A 25,356-nucleotide genomic window follows, 5' to 3' on the forward strand; every position below is an offset into this window, starting at 1 on the left:
CATTAAACCACATTATGAGTATTAAACAATTATCAAAGAGAAAAAAAAGATGCAGTCTTGTATTTTTATTTTTCCTGAATTTACTGCTGTGCAACACTACAAATGCGCAGTCAACAACAATTGAAGGGAAAATTACAGACGCAGCAGGATTATCGCTGCCGGGAGTAAATATCAATGAAAAGGGAACTAAAAACGGAACTTCGACAGATTTTGAAGGAAGTTTTAAAATTAACGTAAGCAATTCAAAAGCGATTTTGGTTATTACGTATCTGGGATTTCAGACACAGGAAATTAGTGTCGCGGGAAAATCTAAAATCAATGTAAGTCTTGCAGAACAATCAAATGCTTTGACAGAGGTTGTGGTTGTAGGATATGGGTCTGTTAAAAAAACCGATCTTACAGGTTCGGTTAGTACGATTAGCGCCGCAACAATTACAGAAAGAAATACAATAAACCCATTAGAAGCTATTCAGGGAAGTACTCCGGGGGTGCAGATCTCCTCTTCATCAGGACGTGCCGGTGATGGTTTTAAAGTGGTTATCAGAGGAAATAACTCTCTGATTGCAGATTCTAGTAATCCGAGTCAGGTTGGTTCTTCTCCTTTATACGTAGTAGACGGTGTGCCTATGGACGGAATTGATTTCTTAAATCCACAGGATATTGCAAGAATGGATGTTTTAAAAGATGCCTCTTCTGCTGCAATCTACGGTTCAAGAGGTTCAAACGGGGTTATCATTGTAACAACAAAAAGCGGTACAAGCGCAAAAGCAGGAATCAGTGTAACCTTTGATACATCATACGGAAATAAATCTGCAGCCAGATTACCAAAGATGATGACCGGGGAACAATGGTGGAAATTTCATCAGGTAGCTTATATGAGTGCCACACCTGCAACGCAAACTCCGGCACAATTGGCGACTTTAGCAGGAAATCAGAGTCCGCTATTGGTTTCACGCGCCAACAGTGGTTACAACTTCGACTGGTATGATGCGGTACTGCAATCAGGAATGACAGAGAATAATTACCTGAATATTTCAGGACGTTCTGACAATGGTTTAAGTTATAATTTAGGCTTCGGAATTCAGAGTGACCGTGGTTTACTTGAAAATGATGCGACAGATAAATATTCTTTTAAACTGGGATTAAATCATAAAATAAACGATAAATTTTCTACTGGTGTCAATGTTACCATTGCAAGACTGGACAACCAGTTAGGAAGTGATCTGGCCATGCAGGATGCTTTCAGACTTAGTCCGTTAATGTCTCCGTGGGCTGTAGATGCCGCCGGAAATGAGAAAGTGGGAACGTTATTTTTTCTTCCGGGAAAACTAACCTATCCTGATGGTTCATGGGCAATTAATAAAACATCCGCGGTTAATCCTTTAATGGAAATTGCGAATTCTTCTCAAACCGAAAAAACATGGCAGACCGTCGGAAATGCATATTTCCAGTATCAGCCCTTAAAATGGCTTTCGTTTAAAACGACATTTGCAGCAGGAATTATGGATACACAAAATTCAAGAGCATATACCGCACAAACAAATGCAGGTGTAACATTGAATGGGAAAAATTCTGCAACACTGGAAAATTTCAACAACTTCAATTATACCTGGGACAATCAAATTGATATTAAACATACTTTTAACGAGGTGCACGATTTTAGTGTATTGTTACTTCAGAGTTTGTATTCTAATGTGGATGAGTTCTCTTCGTTGTATTCTAACAATCAGCCTTTTAATGTAGGTACGGATAATATGGGTTCGGGAGTTCAGACCAGTTATGTGGTAAAATCTTCTTATGCAAAAAACACTTTAAATTCGTATGCTGTTCGTTTAAACTATGCATTTAAAGACAAATACTTAGTGACAGCATCTAGCAGATGGGATGGTTCGTCTGTTTTATCTGACGGCAATAAATGGCAAAGTTTCCCATCTTTGGCTTTAGGATGGAAATTAAGCAAAGAATCATTTTTAGAAAATAGTTCAGTGATTTCTGATTTGAAATTACGTGCCAGTATCGGTTACACCGGTAATGATAACGTAGCACCTTATACTTCTCAGGCATTACTAAACCAACAGACTTTTTATGCTGCGGGTCCAAATGTAGTTTCGGGATGGCAGTCTGAAAATCTTGCAAATCCAAATTTAACCTGGGAAAAAACCAGAGAGTATAATTTAGGTATTGATTTTGGTTTCTTAAAAAACAGAATTACAGGTACGGTAGACGTTTACGACAGATTGTCTGATGATTTGATTTACAAACAACAATTACCGGCAGAATCCGGATGGAAAAATACGTTTGCAAACGTAGGATCTGTAAGCAACAAAGGAATTGAAGTTTTATTGACAACTAAAAATATCAGATCTAAAAATGTAAGTTGGGAAACTACTTTTACTTTTACTAAAAACGTAAATAAATTAGAGTCTATCTACAATCAGGATCAGGTTAGTGATATTGGAAACAAACTAATTTTAGGAGCGCCTTTAAATCCTAACTACAATTACATATATGACGGAGTTTGGCAGGAAAGTGAAGCTGCAGCAGCTGCGTCGTACGGAATGGCTCCCGGACAGGCGAGACCAAAAGACTTAAATGGCGACGGTAAATTCAATCAGGATGACAGAACGGTAATCGGAAATCCGAATCCGGAATGGCAGGGAAGTTTTTACTCCAAGTTAAATGTAGGTCAGTTCGATTTTAACTTCTCGGTAATTACAAGTCAGGGACAGACGGTTTTGAGTACATTCCACCAAAATTTTGCTGATGTAAGTGACAGAGGAAGACAAAAAATAGCAATGGATTATTTTATTCCGACAAACGGAGCGGGAATCGAAGCCAATGCAAACAATGAAAATCCAAGACCAGGACCAGTTGCAACTGGAGCCGGTGCTTACTGGACCTCTTTATTTGGTTATTACAGAGATGCCTCTTATGTAAAAATCAAAAATATATCTTTAGGTTACACATTAAATTCTGATTTATTGAAGAAATTAAAAATCAGCAATTTCAGAATTTATGTAAATGTTTTAGATCCATTTGTGTTTACAAAATTTGACGGATATGATCCGGAGTGGGCAGCTTCGCCTTTTGGTGTAAACCGTCCGGCAGCTGTTACAACGCAATTAGGGTTAAGTGTTAAATTTTAATAAAGATATCAGATGAAAAAAATAATAATAATGTTAGGAATAATTGCTGTTTCTGTAAGTAGCTGCAATGATTATATTGAAGAAGAAAGTAAATCATTTGTTCCTGCAGATGAAACTTATAAAACCGCATCTGGATTTCAGTTACTGGTAAATTCAAATTACGCCTGGTTAAAAGGAATTTATGGAGGAAATCCATGGTTGTTTGAATCGGGAACTGATTTATATGCAGAAGGAAGAACTCCAGAGCCGGCAGGATTGAGTCAGTACACGCTTTTAATTCCGTCCTCAGATAATGTGGCAGATTTGTATAACTCTTGTTATCAGCAGATTCAGGCGGTCAATAAAACAGTATATTATTCAACAATTACAGAACAAACCCCAAATTTAAATGCATTAGTGGGCGAAGCGCGTTACCTGAGAGCGAATGCTTATTTTTTGTTAGTACAGACTTATGGAGGAGTTCCAATTGTTCTGGATAATATTACAACACCAGTATTGTCTTTTAAGAGAGATACTGCTGAAGATGTTTACAAACAAATCATCACAGATCTTGAAGCTTCTCTTGCCTCGGTAGGAACCGGAGCTTATGCCACAACAGGAAGAGTTAACAAAAGAGCTGTAAATGATTTACTGGCAAAAGTTTATTTAACAAGAGGTTACGAAACGTTTGCCGCTCCGGATGATTTTACAAAAGCAGCAGCTTATGCAGATGCCGCAATTGCGGGACAGCCTTTAAATATCGCTGCTGATCAACTTTTTAAACCAGGAAATGATTTAAATGCAGAAACTATTTTCTCAGTTCAGTACGATAAAGCTTCTACCAGTACAGACCCTACAAAATTGGGTAATAACCAGTTTTACTATTTTAGTTCTTATTTAGGAGGAGCAGAAACAGGAGCACCTCTAAGAAGTTATAATTTGTGTCCGACAGGATTTGCTTTAAGTCTATTTGAAAAAGGCGATAAAAGATGGGATGCTACTTTTATGACTGAAATTCTGGAAGGACCGGAAACTACAAATGGGGTAACAAAAACAGTTTTGTACTATCCGTATTACAGAAGCACAAACCCGGCATCTTTAAAAGTGAGACATTTTTATGAGCCAAAATGGTTTACGCCGGCAGACAAGACAGCGTGGATGACAGCAAACGCTTCCAGATTAGCTGCTACTTTTGTGTATCATCCGTGGGGAGAATATTCTGCCGAACATACTTTAATAAAAAACTTAGATGCGTACACTATTCCGGTTAAGAAATTTGATGATCCGGATCCGACAACGCCTTCAAGCACAGGTCCGGTAAGTACAAGAGATATTATTTTATCAAGACTTGGAGAAACGTATTTAGTTGCGGCAGAAGCATATTTAAAAGCTGGGAATCCGGGAACTGGTTTAGACCGTTTAAACGAAGTAAGAAGAAGAGCAGGTGTCGCAAACGCAACTGCAGCTCAGTTTAATATCGATTATATTCTAGATGAAAGAGCAAGAGAATTATTAGGAGAATATAAAAGATGGTTTGACTTAAAACGTACCGGAACACTAGTGGCAAGAGCCTCTGCTCATAACTATAAAATAAAAGAAGCGAATTTTGTGGGTGTTGATGGAAAACTTAAAATCTTAAGACCAATACCTCAAACCGTTTTGGATTTAAACCAAAATAAAGATTTTCCTCAAAATCCTGGTTATTAGTAATTTGTTAGTTTTTTGAGAACTATTGTTTTTTGAAGTAGTTAAAAAGGAGTTTGATTTTGTCGAACTCCTTTCTTAACTAAAAAGTTAAAAGTAAATGCGAAAAATTGGATTAATTTTAATAGTACTTTTTAATTGTATTGCGGCCCATAGTCAGCAGTACCAGACGGATACTTCGTATACCGTAAAAAGTACTTACGCAAAATTGATTAAAAAATATCCTTTTATTACCATTCCTGAAATCAAAGTAAATGAAAAGGTTCAGGAACAATTTGATTTGGTTTATAATAAAGATCAAGATCGGATTTTACATTTTGATGCATTCATCAATAAAAGTAAAAAACGAAATCCGGCAGTTATCATGATCCACGGAGGCGGATGGCGTTCAGGAAATAAAAACCAGATGCAGTTTCTGGCCAAAGAGATAGCAGCAAAGGGCTATTCCTGTTTTTCAATAGAATACAGATTATCATTAGAAGCAAAATATCCAACGGGAGTTATAGACGTTAAAAATGCAATTAAATTTATAAAAGACAATGCAGGAAAATTTCATGTAGATCCAGACAAAATTGCGGTTTTAGGCTGTTCTTCGGGCGGGCAAATGGCAGCTTTGATTGGTACAACAAATGATAATCCGATATTTGAAGATCAGAATTTTAAAAGTAAATCTTCTTCAGAAGTGCATGCTATTGTTGATATAGACGGCGTTTTAGCCTTTAAACATCCGGAATCTTCAGAAGGAGATATGGCAGCATTTTGGCTGGGAGGAAAATCAGATGAAAAACCCGAAGTGTGGAAGACCGCTTCAGCATTAACTCATACCAATAAACATACTCCGCCAACGCTTTTTATCTGCAGCAGCATACCAAGATTTCACGCTGGAAGAGAGGATATGATTGCAATTTTGAACAAAAACAAAATTTATAACGAAGTTAAAACGATAGAAGATTCTCCGCATTCTTTTTGGTTTTTCGAACCCTGGTTCGGTCAGACTATTTCGTATACCACACAATTTTTAGATAAAATTTTTAAATAAGCATACCAATGAAGACAAGAATCACCACAGCTGTTTTATTTTTTGCAGGTTTAACGGCCATTAATGCGCAGCAATACGATATTAAAACCAATAAAACATACGCCGAAATTTCTGCTAAAACAGACGGAAAATGGGAAGGAAGAAAGTATAAAGGAGGGACCGTATTTAAAAATGTGGATCGGTTAAAATTGGCTCCAGAGCATACAGATCATTCTTTTGACATTCGTTATGAAGGTCCGGGATGGGAAAATAACAGAATTGGTTACCGTCTGTATCTGGACTGGAGAAATGCAATTGATATTTTCGGAAAGAAAACTTCAAAAAATATTTTGCCATTAGTAGGTCAGGACAATTTTGATTCTTATCACGAAATGAGCGATTGGGGAGCCGATATTTTAAAAGCCGGAAAAGGAATCGGAATTGGATCTATAGACCGTTATTTAAATAAAGAAAAATTACACTTTCGTGATGTAGATTCGACTATTGCGACCGTTTCTAACAAGGCAAAAGAATCGGTTGTAAAAGTGAATTATTACGGATGGAAGACGGCTTCTGACAAAATTGATTTTATATCTGAATTGACAATCAAACCAGATAATCTTTATACACAGCATACCATTAAGGCGTCAAAAGAAATTAAAGGAATTTGTACCGGAATTGTCAAACAAAAAAATACAGACCTTCTTAAAAAGGAGAGCAAAAATAAAAAATGGGCGTATCTGGCCACTTACGGAGCGCAATCTCTGGTGCCGGACAAATTAGGAATGGCTATTTTTTATGAAGTAAAAACGATAGAAAGTATTGAAGATACCGATTTAGATTATCTTCTGGTTTTCAAACCTACAACTAAAGCAACGACTTTTTATCTTTTAGGAGCCTGGGAACAAGAGGTGAACGGAATTAAATCGAAAGAGGAATTCGAAAAATACTTAAATGAAAGATTAGAAGTATTAAATAAGAAAGGAAAGATCTAGAGATTTTAAAGTTTCAGGTTTCAGGTTTCAGGTTCCAGTAACTTGAAACCTGAAACCTGAAACAAAAAAACAAAGAATATGTATAAAAACATTTCCAAAAGCTGCATTTTTATCTTTTTGATGCTTTTTAGTTTAAAGGGTATTTCGCAAAATCAGAAAAGTTTAGCTGACGATTTAAAATGGTCAGAGAGAACGGCTTTGACTATTTTGAATAAATATCCGGAAGCGTGGCAGCTTGATGGAAATGAAAAGCCAAAATGGGATTATAAAATGGGTTTTGTATTGTCTGGTTTTGAAAAATTATATTTGAAAACTAAGGATCCAAAGTATCTAAATTATATTAAGGAATATGTAGATGAGAGTATTGACAGTACAGGAAATATTAAAAAATACGACCTCAAAGAATACAATATTGACAATCTCAATCCGACAAAGCTGTTGTTTAATTTATATGATGTTACCAAAGATTCCCGTTATTTTCAGATTTTAGGAAAAGTCAGAAATCAGTTAGAAACGCAGCCGAGAACGCCAAGCGGTGGATTTTGGCACAAACAAATCTATCCCAATCAAATGTGGATTGACGGTCTGTATATGGCAGAACCTTTTTACACACAATTTACGGTTAAGTATGAAAACGGCAAAAATTTAGAGGATGTTGCCCGACAGTTCGAGCTGGTTCAAAATCATATTCTGGATCAAAAAAGCGGTTTGGTTTTTCAGGCATGGGACGAAAGTAAAGAAATTGCCTGGGCCGATAAACAAACCGGTACTTCTCCCACAGTTTGGGGCCGTGGAATTGGCTTGTACATGATTGCGCTGGTGGAAACTTTAGATTATTTTCCGAAATCGCATCCAAAATATAAAATTTTGGTGGGGTATTTGAATCAGATTGCCAAAAATGTAAATCAGTACAAAAGCGATTCAGGACTGTGGTATCAGGTGGCCGACAAACCAGAGCAATTAGGAAATTATGTAGAGTCTTCAGCTTCAGGAATGATTATTTATGCTTTTGCGAAAGGTGCAGACAAAGGGTATTTGCCTTCCGTTTACAAGTCGACGGCAAAGAAATCTTTTGACAGTTTTGTAAAAGAATTTATAAAAGTCGACAAAAAAGGAGAGGTTAATATCATAAACAGCTCCTCTAATATTGGTCTGGGAGGAAAACCTTTCCGCGATGGAACAAACGATTATTATTTGACCTCAAAAAGGAAGGATAACGGAGCCATTGCGTATGGTGCATTTTTATTAAGTGCAATTGAACTGAACAAATAACAAGTTAAAAACAATCTCATGAATTATACTAAAAATAAATTTCGTGTTTTAATTTTATGGATTGGAATCGTAGTTTTCAACCTTTCAGTTGCGGGTCAGGAGAATGCATCAAATGTTATTTCTAAAGATTTAAAATGGTCCGAAAGAATGGCACTTTCTATCATGAAACGTGCTCCCAAAGCGTGGCAGATTGATCAGAATCAAAAGCCGAAATGGGATTACAAAATCGGTTTGGCCATGTTGTCTTTTGAGCAATTGTATAAAGAAACCAAAAACCCGGTTTATCTGGAATATGCCAGAGGTTATGCAGAATCGACTATTAACGATTCGGGAGAAATCCTGAATTACAAACTGGAAGATTATAATATTGATAATATAAATGCAGGAAAAATACTTTTTGATCTTTACGATGCAACCAAAGAAAAACGGTATTTAACAGCAATGCAAACGCTAAGAAAACAATTGGAAACACATCCAAGAACGAATTCCGGCGGATTCTGGCACAAGAAAATATATCCCAATCAAATGTGGCTGGACGGTTTGTATATGGGTGAACCTTTTTATGCGAGATATACTGCAGAATTTGAAAATGGAGAGGCTTTTAATGATATCGCCAAACAGTTTGAAGAAGTACATAAACATACTTTAGATTTAAAAACAGGATTGCTTTTTCACGCCTGGGATGAAAGTAAGAAAATGGATTGGGCGAATAAAACGACAGGAACTTCGCCAAACTTTTGGTCGCGTTCGATTGGCTGGTATATGATGGCTTTGGTTGATGTTCTGGATTATATGCCAAAAGAACATCCCAAAAGAAAAGAATTGATTAAGTTTTTAAATGATATTTCAATAGCAGTTTTAAAATATCAGGATCAGTCGGGCCTATGGTATCAGGTAACCGATGCAGGAAATAAAAAAGGAAATTATCTGGAAGCTTCCGGTTCTGAAATGTTTGTTTACGCTTTTGCGAAAGGAGCCAAAAAAGGATATTTGTCAGAAAGTTATAAAAAAGCAGCTTTAAAAGGTTTTGACGGAATTGTGAAAAAATTAATTAAGGTCGATGCCGATGGCGAACTTCACATTACGCAGGTTTGTGCCAGCGCGGGATTGGGCGGAAATCCGTATCGGGATGGTTCGTACGAATATTACACAGGCGAAAAAATTAAAGTCGATAATTCACACGGATTAGGACCTTTTATTTTAGCCGCTATTGAATTAGATAATTAGACGATTTGATAATTAGACGATTTGATAATTAGACAATTAGATAATTAGACAGTTAGATAATTGGATAATTGGATAATTGGATTGTTTGATTGTTTGATTGTTTGATTGTTGGATAGAACTTAAAAATAGAAAAGTAGTAGAATTTAAATATATTTTGAAATGAAAAATTGTAGAAAGCAAAGTTATCTGATGTCGGTTTTAATGATTTGCGTTATGACTCTTACGAGTTGTAAGGTTACGTCGCAGGAACCGGCAAAAAAGGCCATCGTGATTGGAAAGAATTTAAAATGGTCGGATAAAATGGCTCTAACGTTAATGAAACGCCATCCTCAAGCTTATATGCTCGATGACGCCAAAAAGCCAAAATGGGATTATGTGCACGCTTTGGTTTTACATTCTATCGAAGAATTAAATAAAAAAAATCCGGATCCGAGATATAAAGCATACATCAGAGGTTATGTAGACGAATTGGTACAGGAAGACGGATCTATTAAAACTTATGAATTTGATAAATTTAATATTGACCTGGTTGTTCCGGGGAGATTACTGTTTGATATCTACGCGACTTCAAAAGAAAAAAAATATCTAACAGCTTTACAGCAAATTCGCAAACAATTACAGGAGCAGCCAAGGACAGCAAGCGGCGGCTTCTGGCACAAGGAAATTTATCCAAACCAAATGTGGTTAGACGGTTTGTACATGGGAGAACCTTTCTATGCACAATATACACTGACATTTGAAGATGGAAAAAGTTTTGATGATATCGCCAAACAGTTTGAGTTGATTCAGCTTCATGCTACAGACCCCAAAACAGGATTATTATACCACGCCTGGGACGAAAGCAAACAAATGCCATGGGCAAATAAAGAAACAGGTAATTCTCCAAATTTCTGGTCGCGAGCTTTGGGTTGGTATATGATGGCTTTGGTTGATGTTTTAGATTATATGCCAAAAGAACACCCGAAACATAAAGAATTAGTCAAATATCTAAATAATGCTGCGACGGCTTTGGCTAAATTTCAGGACAAATCCGGTTTATGGCATCAGGTAACAGACAAAGGCGGAGAGAAAGGAAACTATTTAGAAGCTTCTGGATCTTCGATGTTTGCTTATGCTTTTGCAAAAGGAGCCAACAAAGGATATTTACCGGCAAATTATAAAAAATTGGCCAACAAAGCTTTTGACGGATTAACTAAAATATTAATCAAAAAAGTAGACGAAGACGGCGGAATCACATTGACGAATTGTTGCCAGGTGGCGGGTCTGGGTGGTAATCCATACCGTGACGGTTCTTACGAATATTACGTAAACGAAAGAAAAAAAGACAACGATCCTAAAGCAACAGGTCCATTTATTCTGGCTGCTTTAGAGTTGAACAGATAAGTAAAGTTTGCCACGAATTACAGGGATTTTCGCGAATTTAAAATTAATGGAATTCGTGTAATTCGTGGCGAAAAACTTTGCGCGTAGTTCTTCTCCGAAGTTTCAGGGCGCTCAGAATGTAGGGCAGGAAAAAATTTTGAGTCTTAGGGTCTTTGTGGCAAAAACTTTGCGCATAGGTCTTCGACTACGCTCTGACTGACAGCCTAAAAAACTTAGCAAATCTTCGCAGTAAACCCACACAAACACATTTAAAATGAAAAATATAAAAATCATCCTTTTTCTTCTTTCTATTTTTTCAGTACAAAAGAATCATGCGCAGGTTTGGGTTTCTGATAACGGAGACGGAACTTATACCAACCCTGTTCTTCATGCCGATTATTCCGATCCGGATGTTGTTCGCGCAGGCGATGATTATTATATGACGGCTTCGTCGTTTAATTGTATTCCGGGATTGCCGATTTTGCACTCTAAAGATCTGGTCAACTGGAAAATCATTGGTCATGCATTAGTAAAGCAGCCACCGTTTGAAACATACAATAAAGTACAGCATGGAAATGGAGTTTGGGCGCCAAGCATCAATTACCATAATAACGAATTCTATATTTACTATCCGGATCCGGATTTCGGAATTTACATGATTAAAGCCAAAAAAGCAGAAGGTCCGTGGTCGGAACCCCTTTTGGTAAAAGCCGGAACAGGTCTAATCGATCCGAGTCCGCTTTGGGACACTGACGGAAAAGCATATATGGTACATGCCTTTGCAGGAAGCCGTGCTCAAATTAAAAGTTTATTGGTGGTTTGCACCATGAAACCTGACGGAACTGTGGTTAATAACGATGAGGTAATGGTGATTGACGGACACGAAAGCGAAGGAACAATTGAAGGGCCAAAATTTTACAAACGAAATAATTACTACTACATTTTTGCACCTGCGGGCGGAGTTCCCACGGGCTGGCAAACCATTTTGAGATCAAAAAATGTTTTTGGTCCGTACGAAAAAAAGAAAGTTTTAGAACAGGGGTCGACCACAATAAATGGTCCGCATCAGGGTGCGTGGGTTACCACACAAACCGGAGAAGACTGGTTTTTTCATTTCCAGGACAAAGGAGCTTACGGACGTATTGTTCATTTGCAGCCTGTAAAATGGGAAAATGACTGGCCGGTTATGGGACAGGATTTTGATAAAAACGGAATTGGCGAGCCGGTAACTACGTTTAAAAAACCAAACGTTGGCAAAAAATATGCGGTTGAAACTCCGGCAGAATCAGATGAGTTTAATTCGCCAAAACTAGGGTTGCAATGGCAATGGCAGGCCAATAAGCAGATTAACTTTGGAATGCCGACAAGTCTGGGATATCTCAATTTATTTTGTAATACCACCAGCAGCAACATCTTTAATGCTCCAAATTTATTATTACAAAAGTTTCCTGCGGAAGAATTTACTGCGACCACAAAACTGACTTTTAATCCGAGATTAAATGGAGAAAGTACAGGTTTGCTTATTATGGGATTGGATTACAGTTACCTGAATTTTAAAAATGATAACGGCAAACTCTATTTGAATCAGAAAACGGGAACTTTTGATAAAGCGGTTTCAGAATCGGAAACAAAACCAGTTTTAATCGACAATAATACGATTTATCTGAGAGTGAAAATTAGTAAAGGAGGAATCTGCAGTTTCTTTTACAGTCTGGACGATAAAAACTATCAGGCAATTGGAAAAGAATTTACCGCGAGGGAAGGAAAGTGGATTGGCGCAAAGGTCGGACTTTTTGCCCTGGGTACCGAGGTTAAAAACGATTCGGGAAATGTGGCAGTAGATTGGTTTAGAATAACAAAATAATAAGAAATAATGCAGTTGAAAAAACAAATAGTACTCTCTCTTTTACTTTGCTGTTTTGCTGTAAAGGGACAAACGCAATATAAAAAATGGTCTGAAATTATTCGGAAGAGTGATGCCACGTGGTTCGCTTCGGCGGAAGCCAAAAAAATCGCTGAAAATGTTTTACTATACCAAAGAGATATCGGCGGATGGCCTAAAAACACGGAGATGCAAAAGGAATTATCAGAAAAGCAAAAGAGTGATTTATTAGTTCTGAAAAAAACTGCCGCTGAAACCACTACTGACAATGGAGCCACCACTCAGGAAATGCTTTTTATGTCAAAAATGTATGCACAGGTTAAGGATGAGCGATACAAAGAATCTTTCTTAAAGGGATTAAATTATCTGCTTGAAGCGCAATATGATAACGGAGGCTGGCCTCAGTTCTATCCACTCAAAAAAGGCTATTATACCCATATTACCTACAATGACGATTCGATGGTTCATATTTTGAATGTGATACGGGCTATTGCAGACCAAACCGATTATTACAGCATTAAACCTTCAAATGAAATCGTTGAAAAATGTAAAAAATCTTTCGATAAAGGAATCGACTGTATCTTAAAAACGCAATACAAACAAAATGGTATTTTAACTGCCTGGTGCGCGCAGCATGACGAAAATACGTTACTTCCTGCCAATGCGAGAGCCTTTGAGTTAGCTTCTTTAAGCGGCTATGAATCTGCAAAAATTGTATTGCTTTTAATGTCAATTGAAAAACCGTCGCCAGAAATTGTTACAGCTGTTAAAAGTGCCGTAGCATGGTTTGAAAAGACAAAAATCACCAATCTGGAAGAAAAGAGAGTAACAAATGAGGATGGGAAAATTATCGATAAAAAGATGATTCCGACTCAAAATGCCGATCCCATCTGGGCCAGGTTTATGGACCTGGAAACCAACGAACCCTTCTTTTGTGATCGTGACGGAATTCGAAAAAAATCACTGGACGAGATTGGTCCGGAAAGAAGAAATGGTTATTCCTGGTATTCGGACGCAGCAAAAGAAGTGTTGAAAAAGTATCCGGACTGGGCAGTTAAAAATGGGACAAAAGTTGGAAATGCTGAAAAAAAGAATGTGGTTTTAATTACCGTGGCTCAGGATGGTTCGGGAGATTTTTCTAAAATTCAGGATGCAATATATGCCTGTCCGGCGTTTCCGTACGAGAAAGTTACCATTTATATCAAAAACGGAACTTATAATGAAAAAGTAAGAATTCCGGAATGGAATACCAACGTAATCCTCAAAGGAGAAAGCAGAGAAAATACCATTATTACATTTGATGATAATTTTTCTAAAATCAATGTAGGAAGAAACAGCACTTTTTATACCTACACTGTTGCCTCAGAAGGCGATGACTGTACGGTTATGAATCTTACTATTAAAAATTCTTCCGGAGAACGGGGACAGGCAATTGCATTAGCTGTAACCGGAAACAGAGTTAAAGTGATCAATTGCAGTCTTTTGGGAAATCAGGACACCTTATATCTGTCCGGAAAAGAGGCCAAACAATATTTTAATGATTGTTACATTGAAGGAACAACTGATTTTATTTTTGGGAGTGCGACAGCCGTATTCGCAAATTGCGAAATTCACAGCATTAAAAGTTCTTATATCACAGCAGCGTCTACTCCGCAGGGAATTCCTTTTGGCTTTGTTTTCCTTAATTGTAAGCTGACAGCACATCCGGAAGCAAAAGAAGTGTATTTGGGAAGACCGTGGAGAATTTATGCGAAGACAGTTTTTGTAAATTGTCAAATGGGAAAACACATTAAATCCGAAGGCTGGGAAAACTGGTCGAAGCCCGAAGCAGAGAAAAATGCTTTTTATGCTGAATACCAGTGTACAGGAGAAGGATATCAACCGGCAAAAAGAGTAAAATGGTCCAGTCAGCTTTCTAAAAAACAAGCGGCTTCATACACCGTGCAAAATATTTTAAGTGATACAGTTCCAAATTGGTTTTTAAAATAAACATTTATGAATAGATATAATTTATTGAAAATTTAAAATCAATAAATTGGTGTTATGAAAAATAACATTCATAAATCGGTTTTAATTAATTTGTAAGAAAAATACATGTTTATGTATTTATTTCAAAAAATTGTTCTTTAAAACAAAGTTAATTGAGTTTTAGATTTAATCATTTCACGAAAGTATATTTAAAAGTCTCAAACTATAATACAAGTATAAAATGAATTACAAATTTCTACTGATATTGTTATTTTCATGTAGTGCCATTGCACAAAATAATGCATTTCAGAAAAGTAAAGCAGATTCAATTGTCAGCAATATTGTGCTACCTAAGATTCCTTCATATCAAATAAATATTGCCAAATTGGGAGCAAAAGGAGATTCTCTTTTTAACAATAAAAAAGTTTTTGATAAGGCGATGGCTTTATGTAAAAAGAAGAACGGTGGAACTATTGTGGTGCCAAAAGGAATTTATAAAATTAACGGACCCATTCATTTTGTAAGTAATGTAAATCTAAAATTAGAAAAAGGGGCGAAAATTAAATTCAGTGATAATCCAGCGGACTATCTGCCAATGGTTCTAACGAGTTGGGAGGGTACAATGTTATACAATTACAGTCCGCTTATTTATGCCAATAACTGCCGGAACATTGTAATTTCCGGCGAGGGAACAATAGATGGAGAAGGAGGGAAAATATGGAAAACTTTTAAAGCAAAAGAAGCAGCAGGAAAAGAACGAAGCCGTGAAATGAACCATACCAATGTCCTAATAGAAAACAGAAAATTTGGAGAAGGATATTTTTTAAGACCACAAATGATTCAGTTTCTGAATTGTAAAAATATACTGGTAGAAAATATCAGAATCGAAAATTCACCTTTTTGGTGTCTGCATTTATTAAAATCCCAGAATATAACCGTTCGTGGCATCAGCTATAAATCATTAAATCATAACAATGACGGTATCGATCCGGAATATTCGAAAAACGTATTGATTGAAAATGTAAATTTTGATAACGGCGATGATAACGTCGCGATCAAAGCAGGAAGAGATCATGAAGGAAGGGCTAATAGAGCAACACCAAGCGAGAATATCGTAATTAGAAATTGTAATTTTAAGGGACTTCACGGAGTTGTAATTGGCAGTGAAATGTCAGCCGGAGTACAAAATGTATTTGTGGTGAATTGCAAAACAATTGGTTATTTAAAAAGAGGCATCTATTTAAAGACAAATGCCGATCGCGGCGGATATATTAAAAATATATTTGTGCGTAATATTCAGTTAGACCAGGTGGAAGACTGTATCTACATTACGGCAAATTATCATGGAGAAGGCAAAGGTTACCAATCGGATATATCCAATGTACATTTTTCTAATATCACTTGTAATAAAGCTTCTGAATCGGGTATTGTCATTCAGGGATTTCCCGATAAAAAGATTCAGAATATAACGTTGACAGATATCGAAATTAAGGAAGCAAAGAATGCATTATCCAACGAAAATGCTGAAAATGTTTTAATGGCAGATGTATTTATTGGACAAAGAGCCAGTGTGCCGTCAGCTGTTTCTAAACCATAGAGAATTTTACCGCAATGCACGCAAAGATTTTTATTTTATGTGATTCTAAAAACACAAAGTACGCAAAGCTTTGTATCAAAAACTTGGCGTCCTTTGCGTAATTCCCTGCGATCTTTGCGGTAAAAAAAAATAAAACCAATATAATATGAAAAAATATATTTTAGTTACATTTTTTATCACTTCAGTTTGCTTCGCTCAGAAAACGACAGTCTACTGTATTGGAGATTCGACAATGGCCAATAAAAAAGATCCTGAAAAAAATCCCGAACATGGCTGGGCGCAGGTTTTACAGCCTTTTTTTACAGATAAAATCGTAATTGAAAACAAAGCCGTAAACGGCAGAAGCACCAAAAGTTTTATCAGCGAAAAACGATGGGATTCTGTATATAAAAAATTAAAAAAAGGCGATTACGTTTTGATTGAATTCGGGCATAATGATGAAAAAATAGAAGATTCCACTCGATATACCAATCCGCATACGGCCTATCGGTATAATCTCATCCGCTTTGTAAAAGAAACACGAGAGAAGGGAGCATTTCCTGTTTTACTGACTTCTATTGCGAGAAGAAATTTTAATGAGAAAGGTGTTCTGGTGCCCACACATGGCGATTACCCGCTGGAAACCAGATTGACGGCTCAGGAATATAAAGTTCCCTTTATAGATATGGAACATTATACCGAAAAATTAGAGCAATCGTACGGACCTGATAAATCTAAGGAATTGCATCTTCATTTTAAAGCCGGAGAAAGTCCGTATTACGAAAAAGACAAAGCAGATGATACTCATTTATCTTTAAAAGGAGCACAATCGATAGCGCAGATTTTTGTTGATCAGCTTAAGCTTTTAAAAGAACCAGAAATGGAAAGATTAAAGAATGCTGTAAAGTAGTGCCATTTTATAAAATCATAAAAGCCTGAATAATATATTTATTATTCAGGCTTTTTGTTTTTATAGCTGTAGATCATTAGCGACTACTAAACATATTTTTTAATTGTAGTAATTTTTTTATGAAGTAATAATATAATTTGTTGAAAATCAGTAAATTTGCTATTCTATAAGCTGGATTCTTATAATTATAACGCCTTCTATAATTTATAGCCGAAATCTTTTTATCTGTTCCATCCTCCAAGCCTTATTACTGTAAGGAAAATAGCTTTTTCTAATTTAAAAAGCAATTTCAAATAAAAAAAGAATATTCCTTACTTCTGTTGCTCTTAATTAAACATATAAAAACCCTTATCTGTTGTTTTTTAGACTTTTAAAGGAAATGATATAATTGAGTTTACTATAATTTTGCACCCGCTAAAAAGCAGAGACATACCTTATTACGCGTCTACTAATTAGACAATTATTACAAAAATTATTATTGATAATCTCAGGAATTGATTTTACGATTTGTAATAATTGTTGTTAAACTAAAAACAAATATGAAATCAAAAATTACTTTATTGGTACTATTAATTATTTTTCCTGTACTGAAGTTTACAGGTAATATGATTTTTGCTCAGACAGTATCTGGTTCAGCAACCAACACTGGATGTTTAAACAGCGGCATTATAACAGCCAGTAGTGTGGGTTTGGGAGCCACGCCGCAATATCAGTTATTAAAGGCTGGGGTTGTCGTTGCTCCGGTGTCAGGAGATGCCACTCAATTTACTAATGTTAACGTATTTACAGGTTTAAGTACAGGAAGTTATACGGTAAAGGGCAGAGCTGTCGCGGGAGGGACAATTTTTAGCAGTACTTCTATTGCCGTTGTAGATGGTTATACACCAATGACCATTTCGACACCTACAAAAGTTGCGGGATGTGTTGGAGGTAATGCTGTTTTAACTTCGACGGTTACAGGAGGAAAGGCCACTTACACGTATACAATTTCCACACAGAGTGCACCGGGAACGATCTTGCAAAGTAGCGGACCTGTTGGGGGTACAACATTTTCGTTTAATCCTGTTCCCGTTGGTAATTACCTCATAGGTGTTACAGATTCATGTGGTCAAACCGTGACCGGAGCAACTTCTGTTTCCAATCCCACTGTGGGATTAGCAGATATTAAATTAGGTAGTGTGGCCTATCCTACCTACGTTCCTGAATTCAAGTGTTCATCACCAATATACATAAATAATGAACTCCTTTTTCAATACTCTGCAACCAGCTCAACATTATCAACTGCCGATGCAGCAAATTTTAGCTGGAAAATTAAATATCAGGGGCAGTTATATGGGCAGGATATAGATGCAGATGGCTATAGCGATATTGGTGGTACAGGTTACAGTCCTTTACAGCAACTTGCAATTATGCCGGCAATAGCAAACCGAACAAATGTATTTGCTGATTTGAATAATATGAAAGTGGTATTGATTGATAAATGTGGCAATACAAAAGAATTTCCTGTCAGCGCGCCATCCAGTAGCATAGGTACATACAATTGCGGAGGTACAGGATTAGTCCAGACATCAGCTAGCCGGTTAGGCTGTTTACCGATAAATATTACTTTTACGAATATTGCCAATCCTGCCGATGTTATTTCAAAAACACTTATTAATGCTAATGATTTTACTTCTGGTTTTACCGCAGGAGCCACATATCACGTTACCTATGTTGATGCCGGTGGTAATACTACAGGCGACTTTGCTTTATCACCCTCTCAAAACATTGTAATTCCTGCAGTACCTTCAGTTAACATTACACAAAATAGTTTTGGAATCCAACAGAATTTAAATGTTCTTGGATATGGGCGATTGCTTATCAAAGTAAGTCCTTATCAGTCTGGTGAAGTTATAAATTATGAGGTTACCGCCTCAGGCAATCCTCTGGTCACTATCGGGCAGACGGGTAGCGCGGCATTAGATGCCAATGGAAACGTTTATTTACCCAGAGTAAATACATCAGATCCAGTTGGTTATTGGCCAAAAGGCGATTATACTTTAAATGTAACTACTTCTTGCGGAACAAAAAGTCTTAATGTAACCGTAAAAGGATATAACGCCAGTTTGAATGGCAATACTATAACCGCTGTTTGTGGAGGTTTTAATTATGTAATGAATGGAATTTTTGATGATGCAACCGCATATCAGGTCATAATCGTTTCGGGACCATCAAGCGTAGGGCAAACCAGAGATTTAGCCTCTGTTACAGCCTCACTTCCTTTTAACGGGTTAAGTTATGGTACTTATATTTTTGCGCTGCGAATGAAGGGAGGAACACAAAATGTACTCACACAAACTGTTACTTACGATGCCAATAATGCTATTATAGTAGATAAGACCAATACAGGCGGTTATGTGTGTGCTGCCGGAGCAAGTAATGGTACACTAACGATTACTGCTGCATCCAATTCGCCAGCGCCCGGTAATATAATGGAATATGCGCTCAGTACAGACGGAGGTATTAATTATGGCGCCTATCAAAGCGCTAATACTTTTGGCGGATTAACAGACGCTACTTATTTTTTTAAAATAAAAGATGGCTGTGGAAACATTATTACACAATCTGCACAAATAGGCGTAGCTGCAGCACCTGATGCAAGTGCGAACGGCTTAGTAAATCCGGCCACCATCTGTAAGGAAACGTCTGGAACGATTAAATTAGACGTCAATATATTTGGGGCACTTTCTTATTTGTGGACGGGGCCAGGCATTACTGCTTCCAATAAGGCAGAAAAAGATCCTCTTATTAATTATGCTGATCTGGCGGTAGGTGCCAATAATTTTACCTGCACCGTCTCACTGGGGGCACCATGTAACAGTAGTACAGTTTCTAATCTGACTATTAATGTTAATCCGGCTCCATCTGTAATTGTTACCAATCCGGCTCCGGTCTGCAGCCCTGGTACAGTAAATATTACAGCTCCGGAAATTACTGCCGGAAGTGAACCTGGTTTAACATACACCTATTTTTCTGAGGAAACTGCCACCGTTCCTGTAGCAAATCCTACTGCAGTAGCAACAGATGACATTTTTTACATAAAAGGCACTAATGCCAACGGATGCAGTACTATAGTACCGGTAGCAGTTACTATTAATACGCTTCCTACGGCAGCAATAGCATACACGGATTTACCCTATTGCAATACCGGAACAGCTAAAGTGGAACTCATCGGAAATCAGGCAGGAGTATTTTCGTCAGACCCCGGCCTGACTATAAATGCACAAACAGGAGAAATAGATTTATCAGTTTCTTCAGCGGGAAATCACACTGTTACCTATACTTTTAGTGATAGCACCTGCTCCAATACCGCTACAGCAACCATAAATATAAATGCCTTACCAACTGCAACTATAGCTTATTCCGGTTTGCCGTATTGCAACAGAGGTACGGCTGCTGTAACTGTTACCGGTACAACAGGAGGGGCTTTCATTGGCGACACAGGTTTAATTGTTGATGTGCAGACAGGAGAAGTCAATTTGTCGGCTTCGACTCCGGGAACACACCTTATCACGTATTCCTTTAGTAACGGAACCTGTTCTAATACCACTACAGCAAGTATAATAATTAATGCAACCACATTACCGTCAGCTTTAGCAGATATAACGGCAGAATGCTCTGTTGTTCCTACTTCGCCAACGCTAACAGATGCTTGCGCGGGGATAATTACAGGAACTACGGCTACGGTTTTTCCAATAACCACTCAGGGAACAACTGTTGTTACCTGGAGTTTTGACTACGGAAATGGATATACACAAACAGCCAGTCAAAACATCATTATAAAAGACATAAGCGCACCGGTAACTCCGGTTCTGGCAGATGTTACAGCAGAATGTTCAGCCACGCCAACAGTACCAGTCGCTACTGATGCCTGCGCGGGAACAATTACAGGAACTACGGCTACGGTTTTTCCAGTCACAACACAGGGAACAACAATTGTAACGTGGAGTTTTGATGATGGCAACGGGAATATAGCAACCGCTAATCAAAACATCATTATAAAAGACAGCACTGCACCGGTAACTCCGGTTCTGGCAGATATAACGGCAGAATGTTCGGTCACCCCAACAGTACCAGTCGCTACTGATGCGTGCGCAGGAACAATTACAGGAACTACGTCTACAGTTTTTCCAGTTACAACACAGGGAACAACAATTGTAACGTGGAGTTTCGATGACGGAAACGGGAATATAGCAACTGCTAATCAAAACATTATTATAAAAGACAGCACCGCACCGGTAACGCCGGTTCTGGCAGATATAACGGCAGAATGTTCAGCAACACCAACAGTACCGGTCGCTACTGATGCCTGCGCAGGAACAATTACAGGAACTACGTCGACAGTTTTTCCAGTCACAACACAGGGAACAACAATTATAACGTGGAGTTTCAATGATGGAAACGGAAATGTTTCGACCGCAAGTCAGAATATAATTCTGAATGACACCACACCTCCTGTAACACCAGTTTTAGCAGACATCAAGGGGCAATGCGTTGTTACGCCCGTAGCACCAACAACTACAGATAACTGTGCAGGAACCGTTACCGGAACTACTACTACGCCTTTCCCAATTACAGAGACAGGAACCACCATTGTAACGTGGACATTTGACGATGGAAACGGAAATAGTGTGACCGCAAATCAGAATGTAATTATCAGCCAAATTGGACTTGAAGGGGCTGAAACAGTTGCCTGCTCTGCGACAGAAGCAGGTTATAGGGTTACTTTGGAAGTTAGTGGGCAAGCGCCATTTGCAGCATCAGGAACGGGAGCACCCGGAACATGGTCAGCAAATAGCTGGACATCGGATCTTATAAATTCGGGAACAAATTACAACGTCAAACTACAGGATGCCTCTGCCTGTAATACGATAAGCGTTTCGGGTGTTTCGCCCAATTGCTGTAGTTTTAATGTCGTGTGTCCAACATTCCCTCAAACAGTAGTTTCGTGTTACAACGAGCTTCCAACAGCATCAAACCTTACCAGGGCACAGTTTGAAGCTTTAGGAAATGGCGATGGAAGAATTGTCAATACCAATTGTGGTGTAATTGAAATCACGGCCTCAAATGGCGCAGATCAAGGCTGTAATGCTACCGTAGTCAGAACCTACGTCGTAACAGAATATGAAGATACAAACAAAAATGGACTACATGACGCAGGAGAAAACACCATTCTGAATAGTGCACAGTGTACGCAAAATATACTAATGAGCGATACAACGCCACCGGTTTTTACAGGGACTCTTCCGGAAACGGTTATCAATGCCAGTTGCGATACTATTCCGGATCCCACAAATTTAACAGCGACGGATAATTGCAGTACAGCAACTATAAATTATGAGGAAACAAGAACAGAAGGCGACTGCAGCAGCAGATACACATTATTAAGAACCTGGACCGCATCTGACCAGTGTGGCAACCAGACCATCTTCAGTCAGACAGTAAACGTATCCTGCATACAGGAAGTCTACAACGCCGTATCGGCAAACGGAGACGGACTCAACGACCATTTCGTTATTAAAGGCATTGACTGTTATCCTGATAACGTCGTCCGCATCTACAACCGTTACGGAGTAATGGTGTATGAGAGAAGCGGATACGATAATGTGACGCGCCCATTTGAGGGATTCTCTGATGGAAGGGCAACCATCGACAGAGGAAACAAATTGCCTGGCGGAACCTATTTTTATACCTTAGAATATGCCGGCAGCACAGGAAAAATCAAAAAAGCAGGATATTTATATGTTAACAGTCAGTAAGATTGTAAACGTTTTAAAGAAAAATAAAAGAAAGGCAGCTGTTGATACAGCTGCTTTTTTTTGTAAAAAATATTTTTTTTAATGCAGTATTATTCAACTCAGGACAATCTTAGCAAAATTTTATAAATCATTTGTAATCTTAATAATACCCGCATTTGTAAAGCGAAAACTTAGTCTTATTCTTTCATTTTTTAAACTTTTAGTGGCTCTTTTAGCCTTCATTTAGAGTGTACTTTGCATTTTGTTCACGACAGTTAAATTGAATTTTATACGGTTAATGAACTAAGCAATAAAATACACATAAAGTTATACTAATAAAAATGATTATTTATGAAGAATAGACTATTACCCTTATTTATGCTTGTGGGAGGATTTGCCAGTTATGGTCAGCAGGTTATCATAGGAGATACAAAGGTAGAATACAAATCGGCTTTGGTTCATATGAAGTCTGATAATAAAGGTATCTTGATTCCTCAGGTTAAATTAACGAGTTCAACCGACACTTCTACAATTACAGACGGAAACGTCAATAGTTTGTTGGTTTTTAATACGGCAACAAATTCAGACATAACGCCCGGTTACTACTATTGGTACGTTAACAAATGGTGTAAAATTGCTAGTTTGGCTGATATAAACAATAATGCTGTTAAAGGCGAAGGAGAGCCGGGAGCAAAAGGAGAACCTGGATATCCTGGTGAAAATGTTACGTTTTATACGAACACTACGACAGGAACCGTATATGTGCAAAATGCAGATGGAACATGGACTCCAATAAATGGAAAAAACGGACTGGACGGTAAAAACGGTATCATTGGTGGTAACGGACTACCGGGTGCTAAAGGTCTGGATGCAACCATCGAAATGTATGTTGACTATACAACCGGTATTGTATACGTAAGAGACCCGAAAAACCATGATAACTGGGTGCCAATTAATGGTACAGACGGAAACAACGGTATTGTAGGAGGTAAAGGAGATCCTGGAGATCCTGGAGTCAGTATTCCTTCAAACACTACCATCTGGATTAATACAGATACAGGAACTGTATTTATTTTAACTCCGGGCACAGATTCAAAAGATCCAAAAAACTGGGTACCAATTAACGGTAAGGACGGTAACAATGGAAGTGATGGTATCGTGGGCGGAAAAGGAGATCCGGGAGATCCCGGAATCAGTATTCCTTCATACGCTACAATATTTGTAAACACAGATTCAGGTGTTGTGTACATCTTAAAACCGGGTACCGATCCTGACGACAAAAACAACTGGGTGCCAATTAATGGTAAAGATGGAAACAACGGAAATAATGGTATAATGGGAGGAAAAGGGGATCCGGGAGATGCCGGAGTAACCATTCCTTCAAACACAACCATCTGGGTTAATACAGATACAGGAACCGTATTTGTACTAACTCCGAATACAGACCCCGCAGATCCAAAAAACTGGGTGCCGCTTAACGGTAAAGACGGAAACAACGGTGCAGACGGTATCATTGGCGGAAAAGGAAATCCAGGAGATCCCGGAATCAGTATTCCTTCATACGCTACAATATTTGTAAATACAGATACAGGCACAGTATATATATTAAAACCAGGTACCGATCCTGATAATCCAGATAACTGGGTTAAAATAAACGGTGCTGATGGAGTAGATGGTGCAAACGGTATTCCGGGTGCGGCGGGTACACCTGGATCAGACGGAACTACACCGGAATCCAACATCTGGATCAATACAAAAACCAAAGAAGTTTTTGCTTATATCGGACCGGGACCTAAATATCCGTATGAAGGAAATGAAAAAAACTGGATCAAAATAAACGGAGCTGACGGAGTAGACGGTGTAAACGGTATTCCGGGCGGAGCAGGTACACCGGGAGCAGATGGTACCACACCAGAATCAAACATCTGGATCAATACCACTACAAAAGAGGTATTTGCTTATATTGGACCTGGACCTAAATATCCGTATGAAGGAAATGAGGCCAACTGGATCACATTAAACGGAAAAGCAGGAAACAACGGAAAAGACGGTATGGTTGGCGGAAACGGAGCACCTGGTACACCGGGCGCTTCAGGTATCGATGCTGATAGTACAATCTATGTTGATAATTCAACAGGGGATGTTTACATCCTTAGACCGGGTACAGACCCAATGGATCCTAATAACTGGATTCCGTTGAAAGGTAGAGACGGGGTTGACGGTGCAAATGGAATTCCTGGCGGAGCAGGTACACCTGGAATTGACGGAACCACACCAGAATCTAATATTTGGATCAATACAACAACTAAAGAGGTATTTGCTTATGTAGGACCGGGACCTAAATATCCATATGAAGGGAACGAAAGAAACTGGATCAAAATAAACGGTGCTGACGGTGTTGACGGTGTAAACGGTGTTCCGGGAGGAGCAGGTACACCGGGAATCGACGGAACCACGCCGGAATCCAACATCTGGATCAATACCACTACAAAAGAGGTATTTGCTTATGTAGGACCTGGACCTAAATATCCGTATGAAGG

Annotated in this window: 13 protein-coding genes; all 13 read left to right on the top strand. The window is 38.1% G+C overall.

Annotated features, from left to right (window positions below; genetic code table 11):
• The first annotated feature begins 14 nt into the window (after positions 1–14).
• On the top strand, positions 15–3,146 hold the full coding sequence (locus ABEB31_RS14535; RefSeq protein ID WP_347052359.1) for a SusC/RagA family TonB-linked outer membrane protein: 3,132 nt from the start codon (positions 15–17) through the stop codon (positions 3,144–3,146).
• A 12-nt stretch (positions 3,147–3,158) separates the two neighbouring features.
• Entirely contained in the window at positions 3,159–4,832 is a 1,674-nt protein-coding gene (locus ABEB31_RS14540; protein ID WP_347052360.1) for a RagB/SusD family nutrient uptake outer membrane protein, read from the top strand.
• 97 nt (positions 4,833–4,929) lie between these two features.
• Entirely contained in the window at positions 4,930–5,868 is a 939-nt protein-coding gene (locus ABEB31_RS14545) for an alpha/beta hydrolase fold domain-containing protein (protein WP_347052361.1), read from the top strand.
• Positions 5,869–5,876: 8 nt separating this feature from the next.
• Positions 5,877–6,842: a DUF4861 family protein gene (locus ABEB31_RS14550; protein WP_347052362.1), complete on the top strand. Its 966-nt coding sequence runs from the start codon at positions 5,877–5,879 to the stop codon at positions 6,840–6,842.
• A 78-nt stretch (positions 6,843–6,920) separates the two neighbouring features.
• Positions 6,921–8,114, top strand: coding sequence for a glycoside hydrolase family 88/105 protein (locus ABEB31_RS14555; protein WP_347052363.1), 1,194 nt, complete (start codon positions 6,921–6,923; stop codon positions 8,112–8,114).
• 18 nt (positions 8,115–8,132) lie between these two features.
• Positions 8,133–9,341, top strand: a complete 1,209-nt coding sequence (locus ABEB31_RS14560; protein WP_347052364.1) for a glycoside hydrolase family 88/105 protein — start codon at positions 8,133–8,135, stop codon at positions 9,339–9,341.
• Positions 9,342–9,500: 159 nt separating this feature from the next.
• Positions 9,501–10,724, top strand: a complete 1,224-nt coding sequence (locus ABEB31_RS14565; RefSeq protein WP_347052365.1) for a glycoside hydrolase family 88/105 protein — start codon at positions 9,501–9,503, stop codon at positions 10,722–10,724.
• 253 nt (positions 10,725–10,977) lie between these two features.
• Positions 10,978–12,567, top strand: a complete 1,590-nt coding sequence (locus tag ABEB31_RS14570; RefSeq protein ID WP_347052366.1) for a glycoside hydrolase family 43 protein — start codon at positions 10,978–10,980, stop codon at positions 12,565–12,567.
• Positions 12,568–12,576: 9 nt separating this feature from the next.
• Positions 12,577–14,574 carry a pectate lyase gene (pelA, locus tag ABEB31_RS14575; RefSeq protein WP_347052367.1) on the top strand — a complete coding sequence of 666 codons (1,998 nt, stop codon included), beginning with the start codon at positions 12,577–12,579 and terminating at the stop codon, positions 14,572–14,574.
• Between the two features lie 220 nt (positions 14,575–14,794).
• Positions 14,795–16,150: a glycoside hydrolase family 28 protein gene (locus ABEB31_RS14580; RefSeq protein WP_347052368.1), complete on the top strand. Its 1,356-nt coding sequence runs from the start codon at positions 14,795–14,797 to the stop codon at positions 16,148–16,150.
• Between the two features lie 145 nt (positions 16,151–16,295).
• Positions 16,296–17,039 carry a rhamnogalacturonan acetylesterase gene (locus ABEB31_RS14585; RefSeq protein WP_347052369.1) on the top strand — a complete coding sequence of 248 codons (744 nt, stop codon included), beginning with the start codon at positions 16,296–16,298 and terminating at the stop codon, positions 17,037–17,039.
• 539 nt (positions 17,040–17,578) lie between these two features.
• Positions 17,579–22,837, top strand: coding sequence for a T9SS type B sorting domain-containing protein (locus tag ABEB31_RS14590; protein ID WP_347052370.1), 5,259 nt, complete (start codon positions 17,579–17,581; stop codon positions 22,835–22,837).
• A 330-nt stretch (positions 22,838–23,167) separates the two neighbouring features.
• The coding region (locus ABEB31_RS14595; protein ID WP_488168026.1) for a collagen-like domain-containing protein at positions 23,168–25,356 on the top strand (2,189 nt) is incomplete at its 3' end.

The sequence above is a fragment of the Flavobacterium olei genome (genome assembly GCF_039749035.1).
GTDB lineage: Bacteria > Bacteroidota > Bacteroidia > Flavobacteriales > Flavobacteriaceae > Flavobacterium > Flavobacterium olei.